At 62.5% G+C, this 19,242-nt stretch carries 23 protein-coding genes; 22 read left to right on the top strand and 1 reads right to left on the bottom strand.

The genetic code is table 11. The features are described 5' to 3' along the window. The first annotated feature begins 221 nt into the window (after positions 1-221). The 20 genes from F793_RS0107995 (at position 222) to rfbC (ending at position 16,431) form a co-directional block, all read left to right on the top strand. Entirely contained in the window at positions 222-608 is a 387-nt protein-coding gene (locus tag F793_RS0107995; protein WP_018878340.1) for a nucleotidyltransferase family protein, read from the top strand. Further along, complete coding sequence (locus tag F793_RS0107990) at positions 598-852, top strand: hypothetical protein (protein WP_231366527.1); 255 nt, start codon at positions 598-600, stop codon at positions 850-852. The genes F793_RS0107995 and F793_RS0107990 overlap by 11 nt, the downstream gene beginning before the upstream one ends. Beyond that, positions 741-998, top strand: coding sequence for a HepT-like ribonuclease domain-containing protein (locus F793_RS14160; RefSeq protein ID WP_231366526.1), 258 nt, complete (start codon positions 741-743; stop codon positions 996-998). The genes F793_RS0107990 and F793_RS14160 overlap by 112 nt, the downstream gene beginning before the upstream one ends. Before the next feature lie 154 nt (positions 999-1,152). Next, a complete protein-coding gene (locus F793_RS0107980; RefSeq protein ID WP_018882254.1) occupies positions 1,153-1,608 on the top strand; it encodes a transposase in 456 nt (151 codons plus the stop codon). Between the two features lie 391 nt (positions 1,609-1,999). Continuing rightward, complete coding sequence (locus F793_RS0107970; protein WP_026280861.1) at positions 2,000-3,901, top strand: nucleoside-diphosphate sugar epimerase/dehydratase; 1,902 nt, start codon at positions 2,000-2,002, stop codon at positions 3,899-3,901. A gap of 232 nt (positions 3,902-4,133) precedes the next feature. Next, positions 4,134-5,300, top strand: coding sequence for a nucleotide sugar dehydrogenase (locus F793_RS0107965; protein WP_018882252.1), 1,167 nt, complete (start codon positions 4,134-4,136; stop codon positions 5,298-5,300). Between the two features lie 426 nt (positions 5,301-5,726). Continuing rightward, complete coding sequence (locus F793_RS0107960) at positions 5,727-6,602, top strand: Wzz/FepE/Etk N-terminal domain-containing protein (RefSeq protein WP_018882251.1); 876 nt, start codon at positions 5,727-5,729, stop codon at positions 6,600-6,602. 232 nt (positions 6,603-6,834) lie between these two features. After that, positions 6,835-7,173, top strand: a complete 339-nt coding sequence (locus F793_RS0107955; RefSeq protein WP_018866789.1) for a MarR family EPS-associated transcriptional regulator — start codon at positions 6,835-6,837, stop codon at positions 7,171-7,173. A gap of 254 nt (positions 7,174-7,427) precedes the next feature. Further along, a complete protein-coding gene (locus F793_RS0107950; RefSeq protein WP_018882250.1) occupies positions 7,428-9,146 on the top strand; it encodes a bifunctional sulfate adenylyltransferase/adenylylsulfate kinase in 1,719 nt (572 codons plus the stop codon). A 277-nt stretch (positions 9,147-9,423) separates the two neighbouring features. Next, complete coding sequence (locus F793_RS0107945) at positions 9,424-9,666, top strand: type II toxin-antitoxin system ParD family antitoxin (RefSeq protein ID WP_019592796.1); 243 nt, start codon at positions 9,424-9,426, stop codon at positions 9,664-9,666. Between the two features lie 11 nt (positions 9,667-9,677). Then, complete coding sequence (locus tag F793_RS0107940) at positions 9,678-9,968, top strand: type II toxin-antitoxin system RelE/ParE family toxin (protein WP_018882248.1); 291 nt, start codon at positions 9,678-9,680, stop codon at positions 9,966-9,968. A 181-nt stretch (positions 9,969-10,149) separates the two neighbouring features. Next, the gene (locus F793_RS14260) at positions 10,150-10,674 is read left to right on the top strand and encodes a DUF4258 domain-containing protein (RefSeq protein WP_081618684.1); all 525 of its coding nucleotides are present in this window, start codon (positions 10,150-10,152) and stop codon (positions 10,672-10,674) included. 2 nt (positions 10,675-10,676) lie between these two features. Further along, the gene (locus tag F793_RS0107935; RefSeq protein WP_018882247.1) at positions 10,677-10,868 is read left to right on the top strand and encodes a DUF2283 domain-containing protein; all 192 of its coding nucleotides are present in this window, start codon (positions 10,677-10,679) and stop codon (positions 10,866-10,868) included. A gap of 242 nt (positions 10,869-11,110) precedes the next feature. After that, the gene (locus F793_RS0107930) at positions 11,111-11,554 is read left to right on the top strand and encodes a transposase (protein ID WP_018882246.1); all 444 of its coding nucleotides are present in this window, start codon (positions 11,111-11,113) and stop codon (positions 11,552-11,554) included. Positions 11,555-11,827: 273 nt separating this feature from the next. Then, positions 11,828-12,103, top strand: a complete 276-nt coding sequence (locus F793_RS0107925) for a type II toxin-antitoxin system Phd/YefM family antitoxin (protein WP_018882245.1) — start codon at positions 11,828-11,830, stop codon at positions 12,101-12,103. Continuing rightward, positions 12,103-12,516, top strand: a complete 414-nt coding sequence (locus tag F793_RS0107920) for a PIN domain-containing protein (RefSeq protein WP_018882244.1) — start codon at positions 12,103-12,105, stop codon at positions 12,514-12,516. Before F793_RS0107925 ends, F793_RS0107920 begins: the two co-directional genes overlap by 1 nt. 495 nt (positions 12,517-13,011) lie before the next feature. Beyond that, complete coding sequence (rfbB, locus tag F793_RS0107915; protein WP_026280860.1) at positions 13,012-14,085, top strand: dTDP-glucose 4,6-dehydratase; 1,074 nt, start codon at positions 13,012-13,014, stop codon at positions 14,083-14,085. Next, positions 14,082-15,002 carry a dTDP-4-dehydrorhamnose reductase gene (rfbD, locus tag F793_RS0107910; RefSeq protein ID WP_018882241.1) on the top strand — a complete coding sequence of 307 codons (921 nt, stop codon included), beginning with the start codon at positions 14,082-14,084 and terminating at the stop codon, positions 15,000-15,002. Before rfbB ends, rfbD begins: the two co-directional genes overlap by 4 nt. Further along, entirely contained in the window at positions 15,002-15,886 is an 885-nt protein-coding gene (rfbA, locus tag F793_RS0107905; RefSeq protein WP_018882240.1) for a glucose-1-phosphate thymidylyltransferase RfbA, read from the top strand. The genes rfbD and rfbA overlap by 1 nt, the downstream gene beginning before the upstream one ends. Further along, entirely contained in the window at positions 15,883-16,431 is a 549-nt protein-coding gene (rfbC, locus tag F793_RS0107900) for a dTDP-4-dehydrorhamnose 3,5-epimerase (protein ID WP_018882239.1), read from the top strand. Before rfbA ends, rfbC begins: the two co-directional genes overlap by 4 nt. A gap of 90 nt (positions 16,432-16,521) precedes the next feature. On the opposite strand, the gene F793_RS0107895 is transcribed toward rfbC, so the two are convergent. Next, entirely contained in the window at positions 16,522-17,283 is a 762-nt protein-coding gene (locus F793_RS0107895) for a bifunctional 2-polyprenyl-6-hydroxyphenol methylase/3-demethylubiquinol 3-O-methyltransferase UbiG (RefSeq protein WP_051074726.1), read from the bottom strand. Positions 17,284-17,360: 77 nt separating this feature from the next. Between F793_RS0107895 and F793_RS0107890 the strand changes: the two genes are divergently transcribed. Next, on the top strand, positions 17,361-18,182 hold the full coding sequence (locus F793_RS0107890) for a sulfotransferase family 2 domain-containing protein (RefSeq protein ID WP_231366525.1): 822 nt from the start codon (positions 17,361-17,363) through the stop codon (positions 18,180-18,182). Next, complete coding sequence (locus tag F793_RS0107885) at positions 18,179-19,201, top strand: glycosyltransferase family 4 protein (RefSeq protein ID WP_018882236.1); 1,023 nt, start codon at positions 18,179-18,181, stop codon at positions 19,199-19,201. Before F793_RS0107890 ends, F793_RS0107885 begins: the two co-directional genes overlap by 4 nt. Positions 19,202-19,242: the final 41 nt, after the last annotated feature.

The raw sequence follows: 19,242 nt of genomic DNA, 5'->3' as shown, positions 1-19,242 counted from the left end.
ATTTGTGGGGGTTGTTTTGTGGGAGCGGCCTTGGCCGCGAAGCCCCTGCCAAAGTCGGACCCGGGCAGGAGCTTCGCGGCCAAGGCCGCTCCCACGGGATAGATGCCACAGATCTGGTCTGAAAAAACTGCCCCCACAAGGCTCATCACGGCAACGCCGAGGATAAGCGACCGCGCCTTTGCTACTCTGACGATACGACTTAGCCTCGAATCGTGATTCCCATGCTTCAGCCGGAACGGATCAGCCGCATCAATGAACTCGCCGCCCGGCACCACTGGCGACTGGTGATCCTGTTCGGGTCCGTAGCCCGGGAAGGGCACGGGCGGGATGTGGATCTGGCCGTCGAACCGCAGGCGATGCCGGACCTTATGACGCAGGGACGGTGGCAACGGGAACTGGAAGAAATCTTCGAGCCCGACCCGGTCGATCTTCTGCTCCTTTCGGATCGTGTGTCGCCCGTCACCCGCTTCGAGGTGTTCCGCGATGGCGAATGTCTGTTCGAGGAGCGTGAAGGGCGATTCCATGCGGAGCAGGACCGTGCGTTTTTCCTGCACGCGGATTCCGTCCTGTTCCAGCGCCACCAGTCAGAGGGTTCGGATGTCGCCTGATACTTCCGAGGTGATGCAGCGCAAGTTGTCGATGTTGCGCCAGTTCCTGTCGGACCTTGAGCAATACCGTGCCCTGGAACCCCGCCAGCAGCGTCGCGAACACTATGCCATCGAGCGCCTTTTGCAACTCCTGTGCGAGTCTTCTGCGGACATCGGTCTGCAGCTGTTGCGCCGCGATGGCTATCGCCTCGCCGCGACGTTTTCGAGACGCTTCGCGATCATCTTGATATCGAGGAGACACTGACCGAGCAGTTGATGGATGCCTGCGCGATGCGCAACGGCCTCACACACCTGTACGACACGATCGATCTGGAGCGGGTCATCGGCGCTGTCACGCCAGCCCTTCAGGTGTACACCCAGTTCGCTCATTGGGCTGAACAACGCACCTAGCTCGAACTCTGGCGAGACGGTTTGTTTGGTGGGTGTGCACCGTGGGAGCGGCCTTGGCCGCGAAGCCCCCGCCAAAGTCGGACCCGGGCAGGGGCTTCGCGGGCAAGCCCGCTCCCACAGAACTATGGAGTGGTAACAATCTCGGGAGGCTCGAATGCCACGGAAGGCACGATCCCACCGGTTGCGGCTTGGGCGGGTCAGCGAGCACGGAAGGATTTACCTGGTCACGGCGGTATGTGCCGATCGGCATGCCTGGTTTGGCGCGCTCGATCACGGTCGCTGCGTGGTTCAGGCGTTGCGTGAGGTGGAAGGGACGGCGACTACACTCTGCTTCGTGGTCATGCCCGACCATGTCCATTGGCTGATGCAACTTGACGATGGGGAATTGTCCCGCACCGTACAGAAGGTGAAGAGTTCCACGACTCGTCGAATCGGGCAGTTGAGTGGACGACCTTGCCGGGTTTGGCAGCCGGGTTTCCATGACCGCGCTTTGCGCCGGGAGGAGGACCTCCAGGCCGTCGCGCGTTACGTGGTGGCTAATCCTCTACGGGCTGGGCTGGTGAGTAATCTGGGCCAATATCCGCTGTGGGATGCGATCTGGTTGGAGTGAGGGGCTGAACCGACTGTGGCAGGGGCTTCGCGGCCAAGGCCGCTCCCACAGCGGCACCCTGGGTTCTGTCAACTGTGGGAGCGGGCTTGCCCGCGAAGCCCCTGCCAGCGAGGGTTATGATCGCGCGCTTGGGCGGCTCCTGTAGGAGCCGCCTTGGCGGCGAAGCTTTTGCCCGGAGGTAAGTTCCAGCTTGGGCGGGGGCTTCGCCTGCGAGCAGGCTCCCACAGTGTGTATCACGCAGTCGGGGTGCATTTTTATCAGGGGTTGCTTATGCTCCGCGGGCCGTGACGGATCGCGGTGGCCCTCGGGATGTGCGCTTGATGTACTGTATCCGGGTGGTCTTGGTGGAGATCGGAGCCGGACGGCCAATGCGTAAAGGGTGTTGCAGCTCATGCTGAGCAGGAGCCTGGAAAGGTTGCTCAACCTGCCGCGCTCGCAGAAGCGCTGGCTCATGGTGCTGGCGGATGTCGTGATGCTGCCGCTGGCGCTGTGGTCCGGCTTCGCCATCCGCCTGGCCGAGCCGTTCCCGCCGATCATGCTGGAGACCTGGTGGCTGTTCCCGCTGGTGGTCCTGGTGGGTATCCCGCTCTTTGTGAAGCTGGGGCTTTACCGGGCGGTGGTGCGCTTCATGGGGTCGCGCACGATCTGGTCCGTGGGATCCGGTGTGGTGATCCTGGCGCTGGTGTTGTGGGCTGCGGCAACCCTGGCGCAGGTGGAAGGCTTCCCGCGTTCGGTGCCGATCAACTTCGCGATCGTGGCCTTCCTCTACGTCGGTGGCAGCCGGTTCCTTGTGCGGACCTGGTATCGCTCCATCATCGAGGCATCGGCGGGTGCCGAACCGGTTGTCGTGTTCGGGGCTGGCGAGGCCGGTGTGCAGTTGCTGTCCGGGCTCAAGGCCGGGGGGCGCTTCCGCGTGGTCGCGTTCGTGGACGAGGACCGCAGCCTGCAGGGCAGCTCGATCGACGGGATTCCGGTCCACAAGCCGGCTCACCTCGCGCGTCTGGTCAATCGCTTCCGGGTCGGTCGGGTGCTACTGGCCATCCCGTCCGCGACGCGCCAGGAGCGCCGCCGCATCCTCGAGCAGCTGGAACCGCTCCCGGTGTACGTGCAGACCGTGCCGTCGATGGAGGCAGTGGTCTCCGGACACGCGAGCCTCGAGCAGCTGGAGGACGTCGACATCGCCGATCTGCTGGGCCGGGATCCGGTTCCGCCGGACCCGGAGCTGCTCACCCGCAGCGTGCGCGGCCGGGTGGTGATGGTGACCGGGGCGGGCGGTTCCATCGGGTCGGAGCTTTGCCGGCGCATTATCCGCCTGGAGCCGGCCGCGCTGATCCTGTTCGAGCGCAACGAGTTCGCGCTCTACAGCATCGAGCGCGAGATGCAGGAGGTTGCGGCACAGCTGGAGCAGTACCCGGCGATCCACGCCGTCCTGGGCTCTGTCGCCAATGCGCGGCGCGTGGCCGCGGTGCTGGAAGAGCACGGCGTGCAGACCCTCTATCACGCGGCCGCCTACAAGCACGTGCCGATCGTCGAGTCCAACCTGATCGAGGGCGTGCGCAACAACGTCTTTGGCACCGCCGTTCTGGCGGAAGCCGCGCTGAACGCGGGTGTGGAACGCTTCATCCTGATCTCCACCGACAAGGCCGTGCGCCCCACCAACGTGATGGGGGCCACCAAGCGTCTGGCCGAGATGGTCCTGCAGGATCGGGCCCGCGAGCGGCGCGGTACGATCTTCAGCATGGTGCGCTTCGGCAACGTGCTCGGGTCCTCCGGCTCCGTGGTGCCGCTGTTCCACCAGCAGATCCGCGATGGCGGGCCGGTCACGGTGACCCACCCGGAGATCACGCGCTATTTCATGTCCATCCCCGAGGCGGCCGAGCTGGTCATCCAGGCCGGTGCCATGGCCGAGGGCGGCGAGGTCTATGTGCTGGACATGGGCGAGCCGGTCAGGATCATCGACCTCGCCCGGCGCATGATCCGCCTGCACGGGCGCCAGGTGAAGGAAGGCGGCATGCCCGAGGACGGGGTCGAGGTCGTCTTCACCGGCCTGCGCCCGGGCGAGAAGCTCTACGAGGAGTTGCTGATCGGCGACAACGTCGAGCCCACCGCGCATGCCCGGATCATGCGCGCACGCGAGGACTGTGTCGCGCCACAGGACCTGCAGGCGGCCCTGACCCAGCTGGACCAGGCCGACCGCGAGATGGATACCGAGCGCGCCTGCCACACGATCCGGGCAGTCGTGCGCGAATACGCCCCGGCCGACCACCCGCCGCAAGAACGGTTCGCGGGGTAAGGGCAGCGTTAGCCTTTCGTGCCTCCGATCGCATCATTGTTCATGGCGCCTCAGTATCCTCGGGCCCTGAATAATCGCGTGCGGTGGGCCAGCCCCCCGTAGGAGGCTGCTCGCAGGCGAAGCCCCTGCCAAAGCCGGACCCTGGCAGGGGCTTCGCCGCCAAGGCGGCTCCTACGGGTTCGGGGCAACCGCAAACGCAGACACAAAGATCCAGACTGAAAGGAAGCAAGGGATGAAAATCGCAGTCGCCGGAACCGGCTATGTCGGGCTTTCCAACGCCGTCCTGCTCGCGCAGCACCACGAGGTGCTCGCGCTGGACGTGGTGCCGGAGAAGGTCGAACAGATCAACCGCCGGCAGTCCCCGATCATCGATGCCGAGATCCAGGATTTCCTCGAGAATCGCGCGCTGAACCTCAAGGCGACGCTGGACAAGCAGGCGGCCTACGAGGGCGCGGACTTCATCATCATCGCCACGCCCACGGACTACGACCCGCAGACCAACTACTTCAACACCAGCACCGTCGAATCCGTGATCCGCGACGTGCTGACCATTAACCCGCACGCCACGATGGTCATCAAATCCACCGTGCCGGTCGGCTACACGCGCGAGATCCGCGCGCAGATGGAAACCGACAACATCCTGTTCTCGCCGGAATTCCTGCGCGAGGGCCGGGCCCTGTACGACAACCTGCACCCCTCCCGCATCATCGTCGGCGAGCGGTCCGACCGGGCCAAGGCATTCGCCAACCTGCTGGCGGAAGGCGCGGTCGACGACGCTATCCCCATGGTCTTCACCGACTCCACCGAGGCCGAGGCGATCAAGCTGTTCGCCAACACCTACCTGGCCATGCGGGTGGCCTATTTCAACGAACTGGACAGCTACGCCGAGGCCAACGGTCTGGACACCCGCCAGATCATCGATGGCGTCTGTCTGGACCCGCGTATCGGAAGCCACTACAACAACCCGTCGTTCGGCTTTGGCGGCTACTGCCTGCCGAAGGATACCAAGCAGCTCCTGGCGAACTACGACGAGGTGCCCAACAACATCATCAAGGCCATTGTGGACGCCAACCGGACGCGCAAGGACTTCATCGCGGATGCGATCATCAAGCGCCAGCCCAGGGTGGTCGGGGTCTACCGGCTGGTGATGAAGAGCGGCTCCGACAACTTCCGTGCCTCCGCCGTCCAGGGCGTGATGAAGCGCATCAAGGCCAAGGGTATCGAGGTCGTCGTCTACGAGCCGGAACTCCCGGACGACGACTTCTACCGCTCCCGCGTCATCCGCGACCTCGACGAGTTCAAGCGCATCAGCGACGTCATCGTCGCCAACCGCATCACCGATGACATCCGCGACCAGACCGACAAAATCTACACCCGCGACCTCTTCAACAGCGACTGATCGGTTTCCACGCCCCCCGCCCTTGTAGGAGGCCAGCCCTCTGGCCGATTGGGTGTTGGACAGGCCCATCGGCCAGGGGGCTGGCCTCCTACAATGGGTCCTGGACATCCTGTAGGAGCGTAGCCCCTGCGCGATGCGGCGCGAAGCCCCCCAAAGCCAGCCCTTGCCACGCAGCCCTGCCCGCCCCTACGCGGGCAGGAGCGTTCGCCTGCCGGGTTTGGCTTGCGGGTAGGGATGGTGCGTGGTCCAATCCCGGCGCTCGTTGCTTGCAGGTGGTTGTTGTCAGGGTGGCGATTCCGGCGATACGGGAACGCCTGGCCGCATGAGCCCCCATGCACTGAAGCCTGGGGCGGCCGAATTCCGGGTGGCCCCCTAAGACGCGTAAGCGGCTTGCTACTGGATGATTGACTACACAGGAACGTACTCATGACGGATTCCGCAGGGCCACAAGCCCGCCCCTACGACGACGAAATCAGCCTTTATGACCTGTACGACGTGGTGATGCGTCGTTTGCTGTTGATCCTGGGTGTGGCTGTACTCACGGTTGTTTTGGGTGCGGTGTACGCATTTATGCAGCCGGTTGAGTACGAATACAGGTCCGGTGTCGATCTTCCGGGGGTCTACTCGGAGTTGGCCAATGAGGCTTCTCCCGGGACCGTTGATGTGGTCTCGAGGGGGAAGGTGATTGAAAGGCTTGAGGATGTATTGATCCCGCAGCAACGCGCAGCGCTCGATCACGGGCAGCAAGGTGCCCCAGCGGTTCGTGTTTCTGCAGAGGGCTCCGAGTACAGCCTGACGCTGACCTCGAAGAGTACGCGCGATCGCGCGAACCAAGTGGCAGACCTGCATCGTCAGGTGGTTGCGGCCTTGAGTGAGTGGCTGGGTGTGCGCTTTGACGAAAGCCTGGCAGCGAGTCTGAGGCCCCATTACAGCCGCATGGAACTACTTGATGAACAGATTGCCATCTTGCAGGACGACCTCGATGAATTGCGTGAGCGTCTTGACGAAAGGGAAGACGTAGCCGGTCTGATTATGGCGCAGCGCGTTAGCGATATCCGGAGGGAGCTTGCCGAGTTGCGCAAACAACGAGTGGATGCACGATCGAAGGCCGAGACGATCCAGGCGATGAGCCGCGAGATGGAAGAAACCTTCGTTGCCAGGGAGTCTGACAGTCCAGTGGGCCCTGGCCGCTCGCTAATCGTCGCGCTGTCTGTGGTGCTTGGGGGAATGCTGGGGCTCTTCGCGGCGTTTTTCTGGGAGTTCGTCAGCAACGCTCGCAGCCGCCGGCCGGAGACGAACTGATCCACCGGTTGCGCGGATTCGTCATCCCAGAGCTTGAAGGGTAGGCGCGCGCTCACGGTTTGCGCCCGCGCCTCGTTGCGATGTGACGCCCGGATGTGATCGAATCCGGAAATTGTTCACCCCGTGAACGCCAGGCCCAACCCAAGTGGCGACGGGCCGGGCATGCGAAAGCCCGGTCGCGTCGCGCTGTCTCGTACCGTTCCCACACGCTACCGGCTGGCAGGATGATTCATTGATTGACGAGGATCTTCATCTGGCAGTGCTCCGCTTGCTGGAGCGCGAACCGGACATGAGCCAGCGCCAGCTTGCGCGAGCGCTGGGCCTGTCGGTCGGCAAGACGCACTACGCCCTCAAGGCCGTGCTGGATCGAGGGTGGGTCAAGGCACAGAACTTCCGCCGCTCCGACAACCGCTCGGCCTATCTGTACAAACTCACCCCGAGCGGGCTTCACGAAAAGGCCCGCTTGGCCTACCGCCTGCTCCAGCGCAAGCGCGTCGAACACGAAACCCTGATGGCCGAAATCGAACAACTCCGCGCCGAGCTCCAGGACCATGAAAAATCTCCCCTGTAGGCGCTGAGCCCTCTGAGCGATGGGGTTCTGGTGATGCCCAATCGGCCAGAGGGCTGGCCTCCTACAGAAGGCGAGACGACGACGGATGACGAAATGGAATGGATCACGCCGTGGCGGCCCGCGCGCTGGCTGCTCGTATGGCGGTGGCATGTCCCTGTAGGAGCGCAGCCCCCCTGCGCGATGGGGCGCGGGTGATGCCCAATCGGCCAGGGGGCTGGCCTCCTACAGAAGGCGAGACGACGACGGATGACGGAATGGAATTGATTACGCCGTATGGCGGCACGCTCTGCGAGCGTTATGTGGACGAGGCGACGGCCCGCGAATTGAATGAAGCGGCGCGGGATATGCCCTCCTGGGATCTGACGGAGCGCCAGCAGTGCGACGCCGAGCTGCTGCTGAATGGCGGCTTTTCCCCGCTGACGGGCTTCATGGGCCCGGCGGATTACGACGGCGTGCTCGAGAACATGCGTCTGGCCGATGGCACGGTGTGGCCGATGCCGATCACGCTGGACGTGACCGAAGCCTTCGCCGCGCAGGTGGAGGAGGGCAGCCGCATCGCCCTGCGCGACGCGGAGGGCATGCTCATCGCGGCGATGGACGTGGAGCATCGCTGGACGCCCGATCGCACTCGCGAGGCGCAACAGGTGTTTGGCACCACCGATACCGCGCACCCGGGCGTCAACGAGCTGCTGCATCGCACGGGCCCCGTCTATCTGGGCGGCACGCTGCATGGCCTGGAGGCCCCGGTCCACCACGACTTTCGCACCTACCGCTACAGCCCGAGAGAGTTGCGAGAGTACTTCCAGAAGCTCGGCTGGAAGCGCGTGGTCGCCTTCCAGACGCGCAACCCCATGCATCGTGCCCAGGTGGAGATCACCCGCCGCGCCGTGCGCCAGACCGAAGCCAACCTGCTGATCCATCCGGTGGTGGGCGTGACCGCCCCGGGAGACGTGGATCATTACGCCCGCGTGCGCTGCTACGAGCATGTGCTGCGCCAGGCCCCGGAGCAGACCACCCAGCTGAGCCTTCTGCCGCTGGCGATGCGCATGGCCGGCCCGCGCGAGGCCCTGTGGCACGCGATCATCCGCCGCAACTACGGCTGTACGCACCTGATCGTAGGCCGCGACCATGCCAGCCCCGATGCAGCAGGCCCGGACGACCAGACCTTCTACGGCCCCTATGAGGCACAGGAACTGATCCAGCGCCATGCCGAAGAGATCGGCATCGAGATGGTCCCGTTCCAGGCGATGACCTACGTGCAGGACCGGGCGGACGTCGTACCGGCTAATGAAGTGCGCGAGGGCGAACACACCCTCAGCCTCCCCAGCTCGGAGTTCCGCCGCCGCCTGCGAGAAGGCCTGGAGATCCCCGAGTGGTTCTCCTATCCGGAAGTCGTGCAGGAGCTTCGCCGCAGCTTCCCGCCGCGCGACCGCCAGGGTTTCACCGTGTTCTTCACCGGCCTGTCCGGTTCCGGCAAGTCCACCATGGCCAACGCCCTGCGGGTCAAGCTGATGGAACTGGGCGGGCGCGCCGTCACGCTGCTGGATGGCGACATCGTGCGCAAAGAGCTCTCCAGCGAGCTGGGGTTTTCGAAGGAGCACCGCGACATCAACGTCCAGCGCATCGGCTATGTGGCGAGCGAAATCACCAAGAATGGCGGCTGCGCCATCTGCGCCCCCATCGCCCCGTACACCGATATGCGCCGCCGCGTGCGCGAACGGATCGAGCGAGTAGGGGGCTTTATCGAGGTCCACGTCGCCACGCCGCTGGAAACCTGCGAGGCCCGCGACCGCAAGGGCCTCTACGCCAAGGCCCGCGCCGGCCTCATCAAGGAATTCACCGGGATCGACGACCCCTACCAGGAGCCGCAAAACCCCGAGCTGCGCCTCGACACCCGCGAGATGACCCCGGACGAAGCCGCCCACCGCATCCTGCTCAAACTCGAAGCCATGGGCTTCATCCGCAACCCGTAAACAGCACCGGGCCATATACCCGTAGGGGCCCAACCACCTGGGCGATGGGGCCTGTCCAACGTCGCAATCGCCGAGAGGCTCGGCTCCTACAGGTTCGGGGCTACGGTACGTAGACGGTCATCCCGGAAATCCCCAATAACGGCTCCGGGGCTTCGTGGATGACGGGGTAGGGATGCGGTTTCCGGGATCCGGGGGTGCAGTCGCACAATGGGTTCGGGATGGCTATCATTGCCATTATGGCAAAGATTGCCAATCAAGGTTGGAGGTTTTTGAGGCTATGGCGACCATGAACGTATCGCTTCCCGACCCGATGAAGAACTGGGTCGAAAAGCAGGCCGAATCCGGTCGGTACAGCAACGTCAGCGATTACGTGCGCGATCTGATCCGTCACGACCAGGAGCGTGCCGAGAAGATCGAGCGCATCCAGACGTTCGTCACGGAAGCGCTGGAGAGCGGTCCCGGCCAGCACAGTATGGAAGAGCTCCGTGAGCGGGCGGCGCGCCAATGTTCCGGTTCCTGACCTGGTAGGTAATGCCCTTTTACCTGAGCGAAAAGGCGGAGGAGGATGTCATCTCCATCTTCGTCCAGGGTGCAGCAGAGTTCGGTCTTGACCAAGCAGGGCGGTATCACGCAGCGCTGGAGCGCCAGTTCCGGTTCCTGGCGGAGAACCCGCTGGTGGCCCGCGAACGCGCCGAAATCGATCCGCCTGTACGTATCCACCCGTTTCAGGCGCATATCGTCGTTTACATCCTGGATCCGGTTGGCGACGTCTATATTCTCCGGGTGCGCCACGCACACGAAGATTGGCTTCCCAACCCTTGAGGTTCGCCGCAAGCTCGATAGGAGCCAGCCAACGCCCCAATCGCCGAGAGGGCTCGGCTCCTACGGGTCCGGGGCTACGGCGTGTGTAGGAGGCCAGCCCCCTGACCGATGGGGCGCTGAACATACCCCCGATCGGCCAGAGGGCTGGCCTCCTACAGAAGACTTGACCGAAGGCAACGGAATGCATTCCCAGCGATTTGAACGACGGGTGACCGTAACTCGCCACGCGCAAGAACGCATGAAGCAGCGCGGTATCTCCGAAGCCGACCTCCTGGAATTGCTTGAGCGCGGCGACTTGCGTTACAAGGATGAGATACGGCTTTGGGTGGCGAAACACTTCGAGGAGCGGTCCGACAATCTCGTCTGTGCAGCCGTGATCCTTAAGGAAACACTGATTAATGTACACGCTCGCGCTCGAGTCGCTTTTGCGTGCGAACAAGGCGCGGTGACTGCCGTGCAGTCACTCTGCACAAAGGAGCCGCAACGCTGTTCCCGCGCAAAATCGGCCGAGCCCCTTCGGGGTTGGCACCCCAGGTTCCCCGATCCTGCGTTGCGCCGCTTGCGGGTAGAACCACTACCCGCTGCACGACGCGCCTTGTCTCGGAAAACCTGGGGTACCAACGCGAGAGTGTACATTAATCAGTGTTTCCTTAAGGAGCAGTTGGTGGTCAAAACCGTTATGCACCACTTGGACTGGAGAGAGTGACGATGCGGACCACATATGACGAAGCGGACGACACTCTGGTGCTCCACCTCTCGGACAAGCCGATCACGCGCGAATGCTCGCAGGACTGGAATACCCATGTGAGCTACGCACAGGACGGAACGATCGTCGAAGTCGTGATCCTCGAAGCATCCAAACAGGGTGCATGGCCGCTTCTGCGCTCCAGAGCCGCTTGATTCCCGTAGCCCAGAGAGGCAAACCTCACCTGTAGGAGGCCAGCCCTCTGGCCGATTGGGGGTATGGCTAGCGCCCGAATCGGCCAGGGGGCTGGCCTCCTACAAGAGCGCAGCCCCCTGCGCGATAGGAAGCCGAACAAAGCCCCAACGGCCAGAATCTAATTCATTGCCAGCCGAAGAAGAGCAGACGACACCCTTCCGCCCCTCGGCGGACACACCAATCCGACACCGGGAGCGATGCCATGGACGGCAAACCTCACGCCCAGGCCCTTCGCCGCGGCCGTTATTCCGAGCCCGGGCGCACCTACCACATCACCACCGTCACGCGGGACCGCACACCGGTGTTCCGCGACTTCGTCGCCGCGCGTGCCCTGGTCACTACGCTGCGCCACGCGCAAGCACTTGGGCATGCGGATACGCTGGCGTACGTGGTGATGCCGGACCATCTGCACTGGCTGATGACGCTAGGCGACGGGATGTCCCTGTCTACTGTCGTGCGGTCGGTCAAGGCGGTCACCGCCCGCAGGCTCGGGCGGGCCCTTTGGCAGCAGGGCTTTCATGATCACGCGGTACGCCGCGAAGAAGACCTCGCGTCGCGGGCCCGCTATATCGCCGCCAATCCCTTGCGTGCCGGGCTGGTGCGCAATCTGGGTGACTATCCTCACTGGGATGCGATCTGGCTTTGACCGGTGGGGTTGCGCCGAACGCCCCATCGGCCAGAGGGCTGGCCTCCTACGGATCTGGGGCATTCCCGCCTGTAGGAGCGCAGCCCTCTGCGCGATGGGGCGCTGGTGCTGCCCGAATCGGCCAGGGGGCGGGCCTCCTACGGATCTTGGGGCATTCCCGCCTGTAGGAGCGCAGCCCTCTGCGCGATGGGGCATTGGTGATGCCTAATCGGCCAGGGGGCTGGTCTCCTACGGGGTGCTATAATCGGTTCTCAAATCAGTACCGGAGGACTTATGGAGAACGTGATTTCGGCGCAGGAGATCAAGCGGCGCGGCATTAGCGCGGTGGATCGGGCGCTGGAGAAGGGGCCGGTGCACGTGATCCAGCGCAATCGTCCGCGTTACGTGATCCTGAGCGAGGAATCCTACCAGCGTTTGGCCGAGGGTACCGAGGCCAGGGGACGGTTGTGGCACCGATTGCTGGAAGACGATGCATCGCCCGCCGCACCCCGAAGCCGGGCGGAGCTGGACCGTGAATTGCAAGCCGAACGCGAAGGCTGGTCCGATTGATGCTGGCGTTTCTGGATGCCAGTGCCATCATCTACCTCCTGGAGGGTGATACCCGTACCCGAGCGTCGGTCCGACAGGTACTCAGGAATCTGGAGCAGGGCGACGGCCCTCCCGCGCTGGCGGTGTCCGCCTTGAGTCGTCTGGAATGCCGCGTACGCCCGCTGCGCGAAGCGAACACCCCGGTTCTGGAACAGCTGGATGCGTTTTTCGGCGACCCGGGGTTGTCGGTCATCGCGCTGGATACGGCCGTTCTGGACAAGGCGACGGAACTGCGTGCACACCATGGCCTGCGCACACCCGACGCCATCGAGGCCGCGTCCCTGCTCGCGGCCGACCCGCAAGGCGCCTTCGTGACAGGCGATGGCGACTTTCAAAAGGTACCGGGCCTGCATGTCCACCCAATTCCACGTTGACGCGTAAACGCCTGTCCGGCCGCATGCGGACCGAAAACGCAGGAGGCCAGCCCTCTGGCCGATTTGGGTGTTGGATAGGCCCCATAGGCCAGGGGCTGGCCTCGTACGGTCTTTGAGGCATTCCGGCCTGTAGGAGCGCAGCCCCCTGCGCGATGTGGCCCTTGTGCGTCATGGGACACGTTATGGCACTACGCCCAAGTCCATATTCGCTCCCGGTAGTACAGAAAATCTGTCCTCTGTGTGCAAGGCGTGGCGGGCCGTCGCTGGCTCTGCTGGAACATAGGGGTAGGGGCTGTTAGCTTAGATACCATGCGTTTATGGGGACGCTGGGCATTCTGGCGGAGAAGAGCTTGGACCGGGGCGAGGTGCCAAGCCGACAGGCAAACCTAGAGGGGTTTTTCGAGCCCCGAGCCGAATGGCCTCTACGAAGAAAGTATCCTCTCGTGATGGCCGGCATCCTGGATATGGGTAGTAGCGGTCGTCATTGGGGGCGTGATGCGTGTACTCGTTACGGGGGGAGCGGGGTTTATTGGCTCGGCAGTGGTGCGGCAATACATCGAAGAGTCTGATGCCACAGTTATCAATCTTGATGCGCTTACCTATGCGGGAAACCTCAACTCACTGGGCGCAGCTCGCGAGCATTCGCGCCACCGGTTCGAACACGCTGATATAGCGGACCGCGCTGTGCTGGATCGCGTTTTCCGGCAACACCGCCCGGATGCGGTCTTGCATCTGGCAGCCGAGACGCATGTCGATCGCTCGATTGAGGGGCCTGCCGCGTTCTTGCAGTCGAACGTAACCGGAACGCACAACATGCTGGAGGCCGCGCGCAGTTACTGGTCGGCGCTTGAGGGTGAAGCGAAAGAACGCTTCCGCTTCCATCATGTGTCCACGGACGAGGTGTACGGGGATCTCGGGCCGGAAGATCCGGCCTTTACGGAGGACACGCCGTATGCCCCGAGTTCGCCCTACTCAGCCAGCAAGGCGGCAAGCGACCATCTGGTGCGTGCATGGCATCGCACCTATGGGCTGCCGGTCGTGATCACCAACTGCTCGAACAACTACGGGCCCTACCAGTTCCCGGAAAAGCTGATTCCCCTGATGGTCCTTAATGCCCTGGACGGCAGACCGCTGCCGGTTTACGGGCGAGGGGACAACGTCCGCGACTGGCTGTATGTCGAGGACCACGCACGGGCCCTCCGCCACGTGCTGGCCCACGGCGCAAGCGGGAGGACCTACAACATCGGAGGGCGTTGCGAGCGCACCAATCTGGAGGTCGTTCACGCGCTATGCGCGGTCCTGGACCAACTCGTACCGGACGAGCAGGGCCCCTACGCACGCCTGATCGAGTTCGTGAGGGATCGCCCCGGACACGACCGTCGCTACGCCATCGACGACACCCGCCTCGCGAATGAACTGGGCTGGCAGCCGACGGAGAGCTTCGAGACGGGTCTGAGCAAAACCGTGCAGTGGTACCTCGAAAACCCGGAATGGATCGAACGCGTGCGCTCCGGCGCCTACCGCGAGTGGATCGACGCGAATTACGCCCAGCGAGGGCGTGCTGTATGAAGATCCTCCTTCTCGGACGCAACGGCCAGGTGGGCTGGGAGTTGCAACGCGCGCTCGCTCCCCTGGGCGAAATCACGGCGCCGACACGCACGGAAGAGGGCGGGTTGTGTGGCGACCTCACGCGACCGGATCGGTTGGCAGCCACAGTGCGAAAGGTAGCACCGGACGTGATCGTCAACGCTGCCGCTTACACTGCAGTGGATCAAGCGGAGTCGGAACCGGAGCTGGCCCATGCCATCAACGGGACTGCGCCGGAGATCCTGGCCGCCGAAGCAAATGCGCTTGGAGCCTGGTTGGTCCACTATTCGACTGATTACGTGTTTGATGGCACCGGAGCCGATCCGTGGTGCGAGGACGACACCACTGGCCCGCTGAACGTCTATGGACAGACCAAACGGGAAGGAGAAGCCGCCATCCAGGCCAGTGGCTGTCGGCATCTCATCTTCCGAACCAGCTGGGTCTATGCCTCCCGGGGGCGGAACTTCATCCGCACCATGCTGCGCCTGGCCGCCGAGCGCGATGCGCTACAGGTGATCGACGATCAGTTCGGTGCCCCCACTGGCGCGGAGCTCATCGCAGACACCGCCGCACAGATCCTGTCGCAACCACTGGATCGAGCGGAGATCGCCGGTCTTTATCATCTGGCCGCCGCGGGCGAGACGACCTGGCATGGGTTTGCCCGCTTGGTTCTCACCACCGCCCGCGATGCTGGCTGGCCCGTCCGGGTTGCCGACCAGGCCATCCAGGCCGTATCCACGGAGGCGTTTCCCACGGCGGCACGCCGCCCAGGCAATTCCCGCCTGAACTGCTCAAAGCTGGAGGGCACTTTCGACCTGCAACTGCCGGACTGGCGCGGCGGTGCGCTACGAGCCCTCGACGAGATCCTCGCCTGCGAGGCAACGGGAGGCAGGGGCTAATGCGGCGCAAGGGCATCATCCTCGCCGGCGGCTCCGGCACTCGCCTGCATCCGGCCACCCTGTCGATCAGCAAGCAGTTGCTGCCGGTCTACGACAAGCCAATGATCTACTACCCGCTGAGCACCCTGATGCTCGCGGGCATTCGCGACATCCTGATCATCTCCACGCCGCAGGACACCCCACGCTTCGAACAGCTGTTGGGGGATGGCGAACAGTGGGGGCTCAACTTTCAATACGCCGTGCAACCATTACCCGATGGAATTGCGCAGGCCTTTCTTATTGGAGAGGACTTCATCGGCGGCGACCCTTGTGCCCTGGTTCTCGGTGATAACATCTTTCATGGACATCACTTGGACGAATTGCTTCTGCATGCCAGCAGTCGCGATCAGGGGGCCTCTATTTTCGCTTATCATGTTCACGATCCTAAGTGTTATGGTGTTGTTGAGCTAGGTGTCGATGGAATTCCGCTCTCCCTTGAGGAGAAGCCAGAGCAGCCAAAATCCAACTACGCTGTAACGGGTCTTTATTTTTACGACAACGACGTGATCCAGATGGCCAGGGGTCTCGTCCGGTCTGCGCGGGGCGAATTCGAGATCACCGACATCAATTCGTGCTACATGGCGGCTGGACGTTTGAATGTCGACATCATGAGCCGAGGGTATGCCTGGCTGGATACGGGCACGCACGAATCCCTTCTCGATGCGAGCCAGTTCATCGCCACGCTCGAACAGCGTCAGGGTCTGAAAGTCGCCTGTCCCGAAGAAGTCGCCTATCGTTCGGGTTGGATCAGCGCCGGGGATATGGAAGTACTGGCACACTCCTTCATTGGCAACGGATACGGGCGCTACCTTATGCAGGTTCTTAACGAGAAGGGTTCTCGATGAGGATCTGCAAACACAGGATCCCGGATATCCTGACCTTCGAGCCGGCCCTTTTCGAAGATGATCGTGGCTTCTTTTACGAGAGCTATAACCAAAAAGAACTCAATGAAGCAGTCGGTAAGGTCGTCACCTTCGTCCAGGATAATCACAGCCGGTCGGTGCGGGGCACATTGCGCGGGCTGCACTACCAGCTCCCCCCGCATCCTCAGGGCAAGCTGGTGCGGGTAACGGTGGGCGAGGTGTTCGATGTAGCCGTGGACATCCGGGAAGGGTCGCCGACGTTCGGCCAATGGGTAGGTGTAAGGCTATCTGCCGATAACTTGAAGCAGCTTTGGGTCCCACCTGGCTTTGCGCACGGATTCCTGACAACGAGTGATGTGGCCGAAGTACAGTATAAATGCACGGATTTCTACACTCCTGACTGCGAAGCTACGATTCTCTGGAATGACCCCGACCTGAAAATTGACTGGCCCTTACAGGGCTGTCCGCTGTTATCGGAAAAAGATGGCGGTGCGCCAGCCTTTGCCGATGCGACGAAGTTCCCCTGATGCGGCAGCGGATGTCGCCGCCTCGGCGCGAACGCCCTCCTTTATGGGCTTCCCGTCGTAATCGAGCGGATACGCTGAAGGGCGCGTTGACTAGTCAGTGTGTTTCTGGACCGAGCTGGGTTCGGGATAGCGTGTGTGGCCTACGATCGGGTCGAGCTGCGCTTGGTTCCAGACAGTCGCCGGCGCATCCGCTACCTTTCGTGCCAGGATCTCGCTATGGGCGTACATTTCCAGGAGAGGCCGATAGCGCAGGCGCGTGCTCGCCCCCCGACGGTAGTGACCGATTAACGGATTGGACATTCCACTCTCCAGCACCTCGAAGCCGACAGCACTGTTGAACAATGCTCTCAAGCCCATGTCGGTAAAGTGAAAAAAATGCCACGGTCTTTCGTGACTTGGGAACGAGAAGTGGGTCTCGACAAAGACGTGACCGCCGGGTCGTAATAAATTGTTGATTTCAGATACCACAAGCCAGGGCATGTGCAGGTGCTCAAAGACAGCGTTACAGAACACGAGGTCAAATTGCTGGCTGTCGGCGAAATACTCCGAAAGGCGATGGGCGTCTCCCTGAACATCGACGTTATCACCCTCATAGAAGTCGAACCCGGTGTAACTGGCGTGATGAAAGCTTGAGCGAGGGGATAGGCCGGTGACGTTTCTGGACCCGATTTCCAGAATTTCCGCGCCGGGGCGGTCGAATTGAGCGACCAGGTAGGGGAGCCAGTGCCCATGCGCAACGTTCGGGGCTGGATCGACCTGTGGTTTCCTTCGCATGTAAGGTGCCTGGGCGATGAACCCCAGGCAACGTCCGGCGGTGCGAAGAACTCGTTTTGTAGCGCGGTGGAAACCCATTGTTTTGTTGCTCCGTGGGTGATGGGTCGCTACCTGGAGGTAGGCTCTGACAGGACTTCGTTGCATCGGGAGAACCCGTGATTATCAGCGACAAAAAGCGTTTTGTCTTTCTGCACGTCCCAAAATGTGCCGGAACAACGGTGCGCAAGGCATTGTCCGCGTGGGACGAGACGGGCGGCAGGTTTTCGAACCCCACACTGAAACACCCGGTCCTTGGCGTCGTGGACTCGGCGCATCTGCCGTTAAGCGTGCTACAGAAGCATTTCCCGGAGGCCTTCGGGAAGGTGGCAGCCTATCCGGCTTTCGCCCTTGTGAGGGATCCGGAAGACCGGTTTCGGTCGGCATTTTCGCAGTACGTGAATATGCATGGGGAGAAACGGATCGAAACCATGAGTCGGGATGAGATCGGGAAGGCGGTGGATACCGCGGTTGCATATCTATCTCGGCATGCCGATGAGGCGGAACCGCTCCCCAGGCAATTTGTGCACTTCCAGAGGCAGACAGACTACGTCTGTCTTGGAGGTAGTCGGCTCGTGGAGAATCTGTATCCGATTGCGCGGCTCCGCGAGTTCTTCCGAGAGATCTCGAAGGTTGTGGGGGGTGACGTAGCGAGCGGGTTGAACGGGGGCGGGCGCATTAAGGAGAACGAGAGCCATGTGTACCGCAACGCAATGTACCGGGCAGGGGGAGAGTTGCTGCGCGCCGGTTTTCGCTCGCTAGGTGTGTCGCAACGATGGCCATGGATTGCGAGGTGGGGCAAAGGGGTGTTGATGACACCGAGAGACAACAAGCTGAGCAGCATCCTGCATTCCCAACAGGTTCGGGAGTTTGTCGAGAACTACTATGCGGCGGATTTCGATCTTTGGGAGACTGTGCTTCAGGAGCATCCTGATAGATGAAGATCGCTGCGATTACTTCTTCTGCTGATGACCCTTCCCGTCGGTACAGGATTGCGCAGCTGGTTGACCCTCTTGCACGTCGAGGCGTCGAGGTGGAAGAGGTTGTTCCCCGGATTTCGTCCTATCCGCCCAAGGACCGGATGATGCGTCCTCTTTGGTTGGTACGTGCGCTTGTCGAGCGGATTGGAATGTCCAGAAGGCTGGATGCTCACGACGCGGTCGTATTCCAGCGCGAGCTCGTCTCGACACTACCCACTGTGGAAACGTGGTTCCGTTTGCCGCGTATCCTGGATGTAGATGATGCAATTCATCTCTATCGCAGAGGCTGGGCGGCACGGTCGATCGCTTCCGCCTGTGCAGGGGTTGTGTGTGGCAACGAGTATCTCGCGGATTGGTACTCGAAGTGGACCTCTAATGTTGCCGTTGTTCCCACTGGTGTCGATGTGGAGGCGTACCAGATAGCGGCGGATCCGAGCCGACGGGGCAGCGATGACCTGCCCGTCATTGGATGGATCGGCAGTCCCGGAAACCTCAAGTATCTCGCGGATATCGCGGCGCCGCTGGAGCGTGTTTGCCGTTCGGAGGGTCGCGCCCGAGTTGAGATCATCACCGATGGTGAGGCCAAGATCCCGGATCAATGGAAACATTGGGCAGACTTGGTTCCATGGCGGCCCGGCATCGAATATGAACGCATTCAATCATGGCGTATCGGCTTGATGCCACTGGCAGATGGTGAATGGGAACGGGGCAAGTGTGCCTTCAAAATCTTGCAGTACCTTGCGGCCGGGGTGCCTGCGATCGCTTCTCCGGTGGGCATGAATCGCACCCTGCTGGGCGAGGCAGAAGTCGGGCTGCCGGCAAGGACAGAGCGGGACTGGTACGAGGCGATTTGCGGACTTCTTCTGGACCCGACGGCAGCCTACCGCATGGGTGTTGTCGGCCGGGAACTGGTGCGCCGGGACTACTCGGTGGAGCGTGTCGCAGAACTTTGGAGGCAAATCTTGGGTAAATGGCTGTGACACAGGTGGCGGCACACAGTGCCCCAGAGGCGGCTAAAAAT

The sequence above is a fragment of the Thioalkalivibrio sp. ALE22 genome, from assembly GCF_000381445.1.
Classification (GTDB): Bacteria; Pseudomonadota; Gammaproteobacteria; order Ectothiorhodospirales; family Ectothiorhodospiraceae; genus Thioalkalivibrio.
Note: the sequence above shows the minus strand (reverse complement) of the source record. Positions and strands in the feature narration are given on the sequence as shown.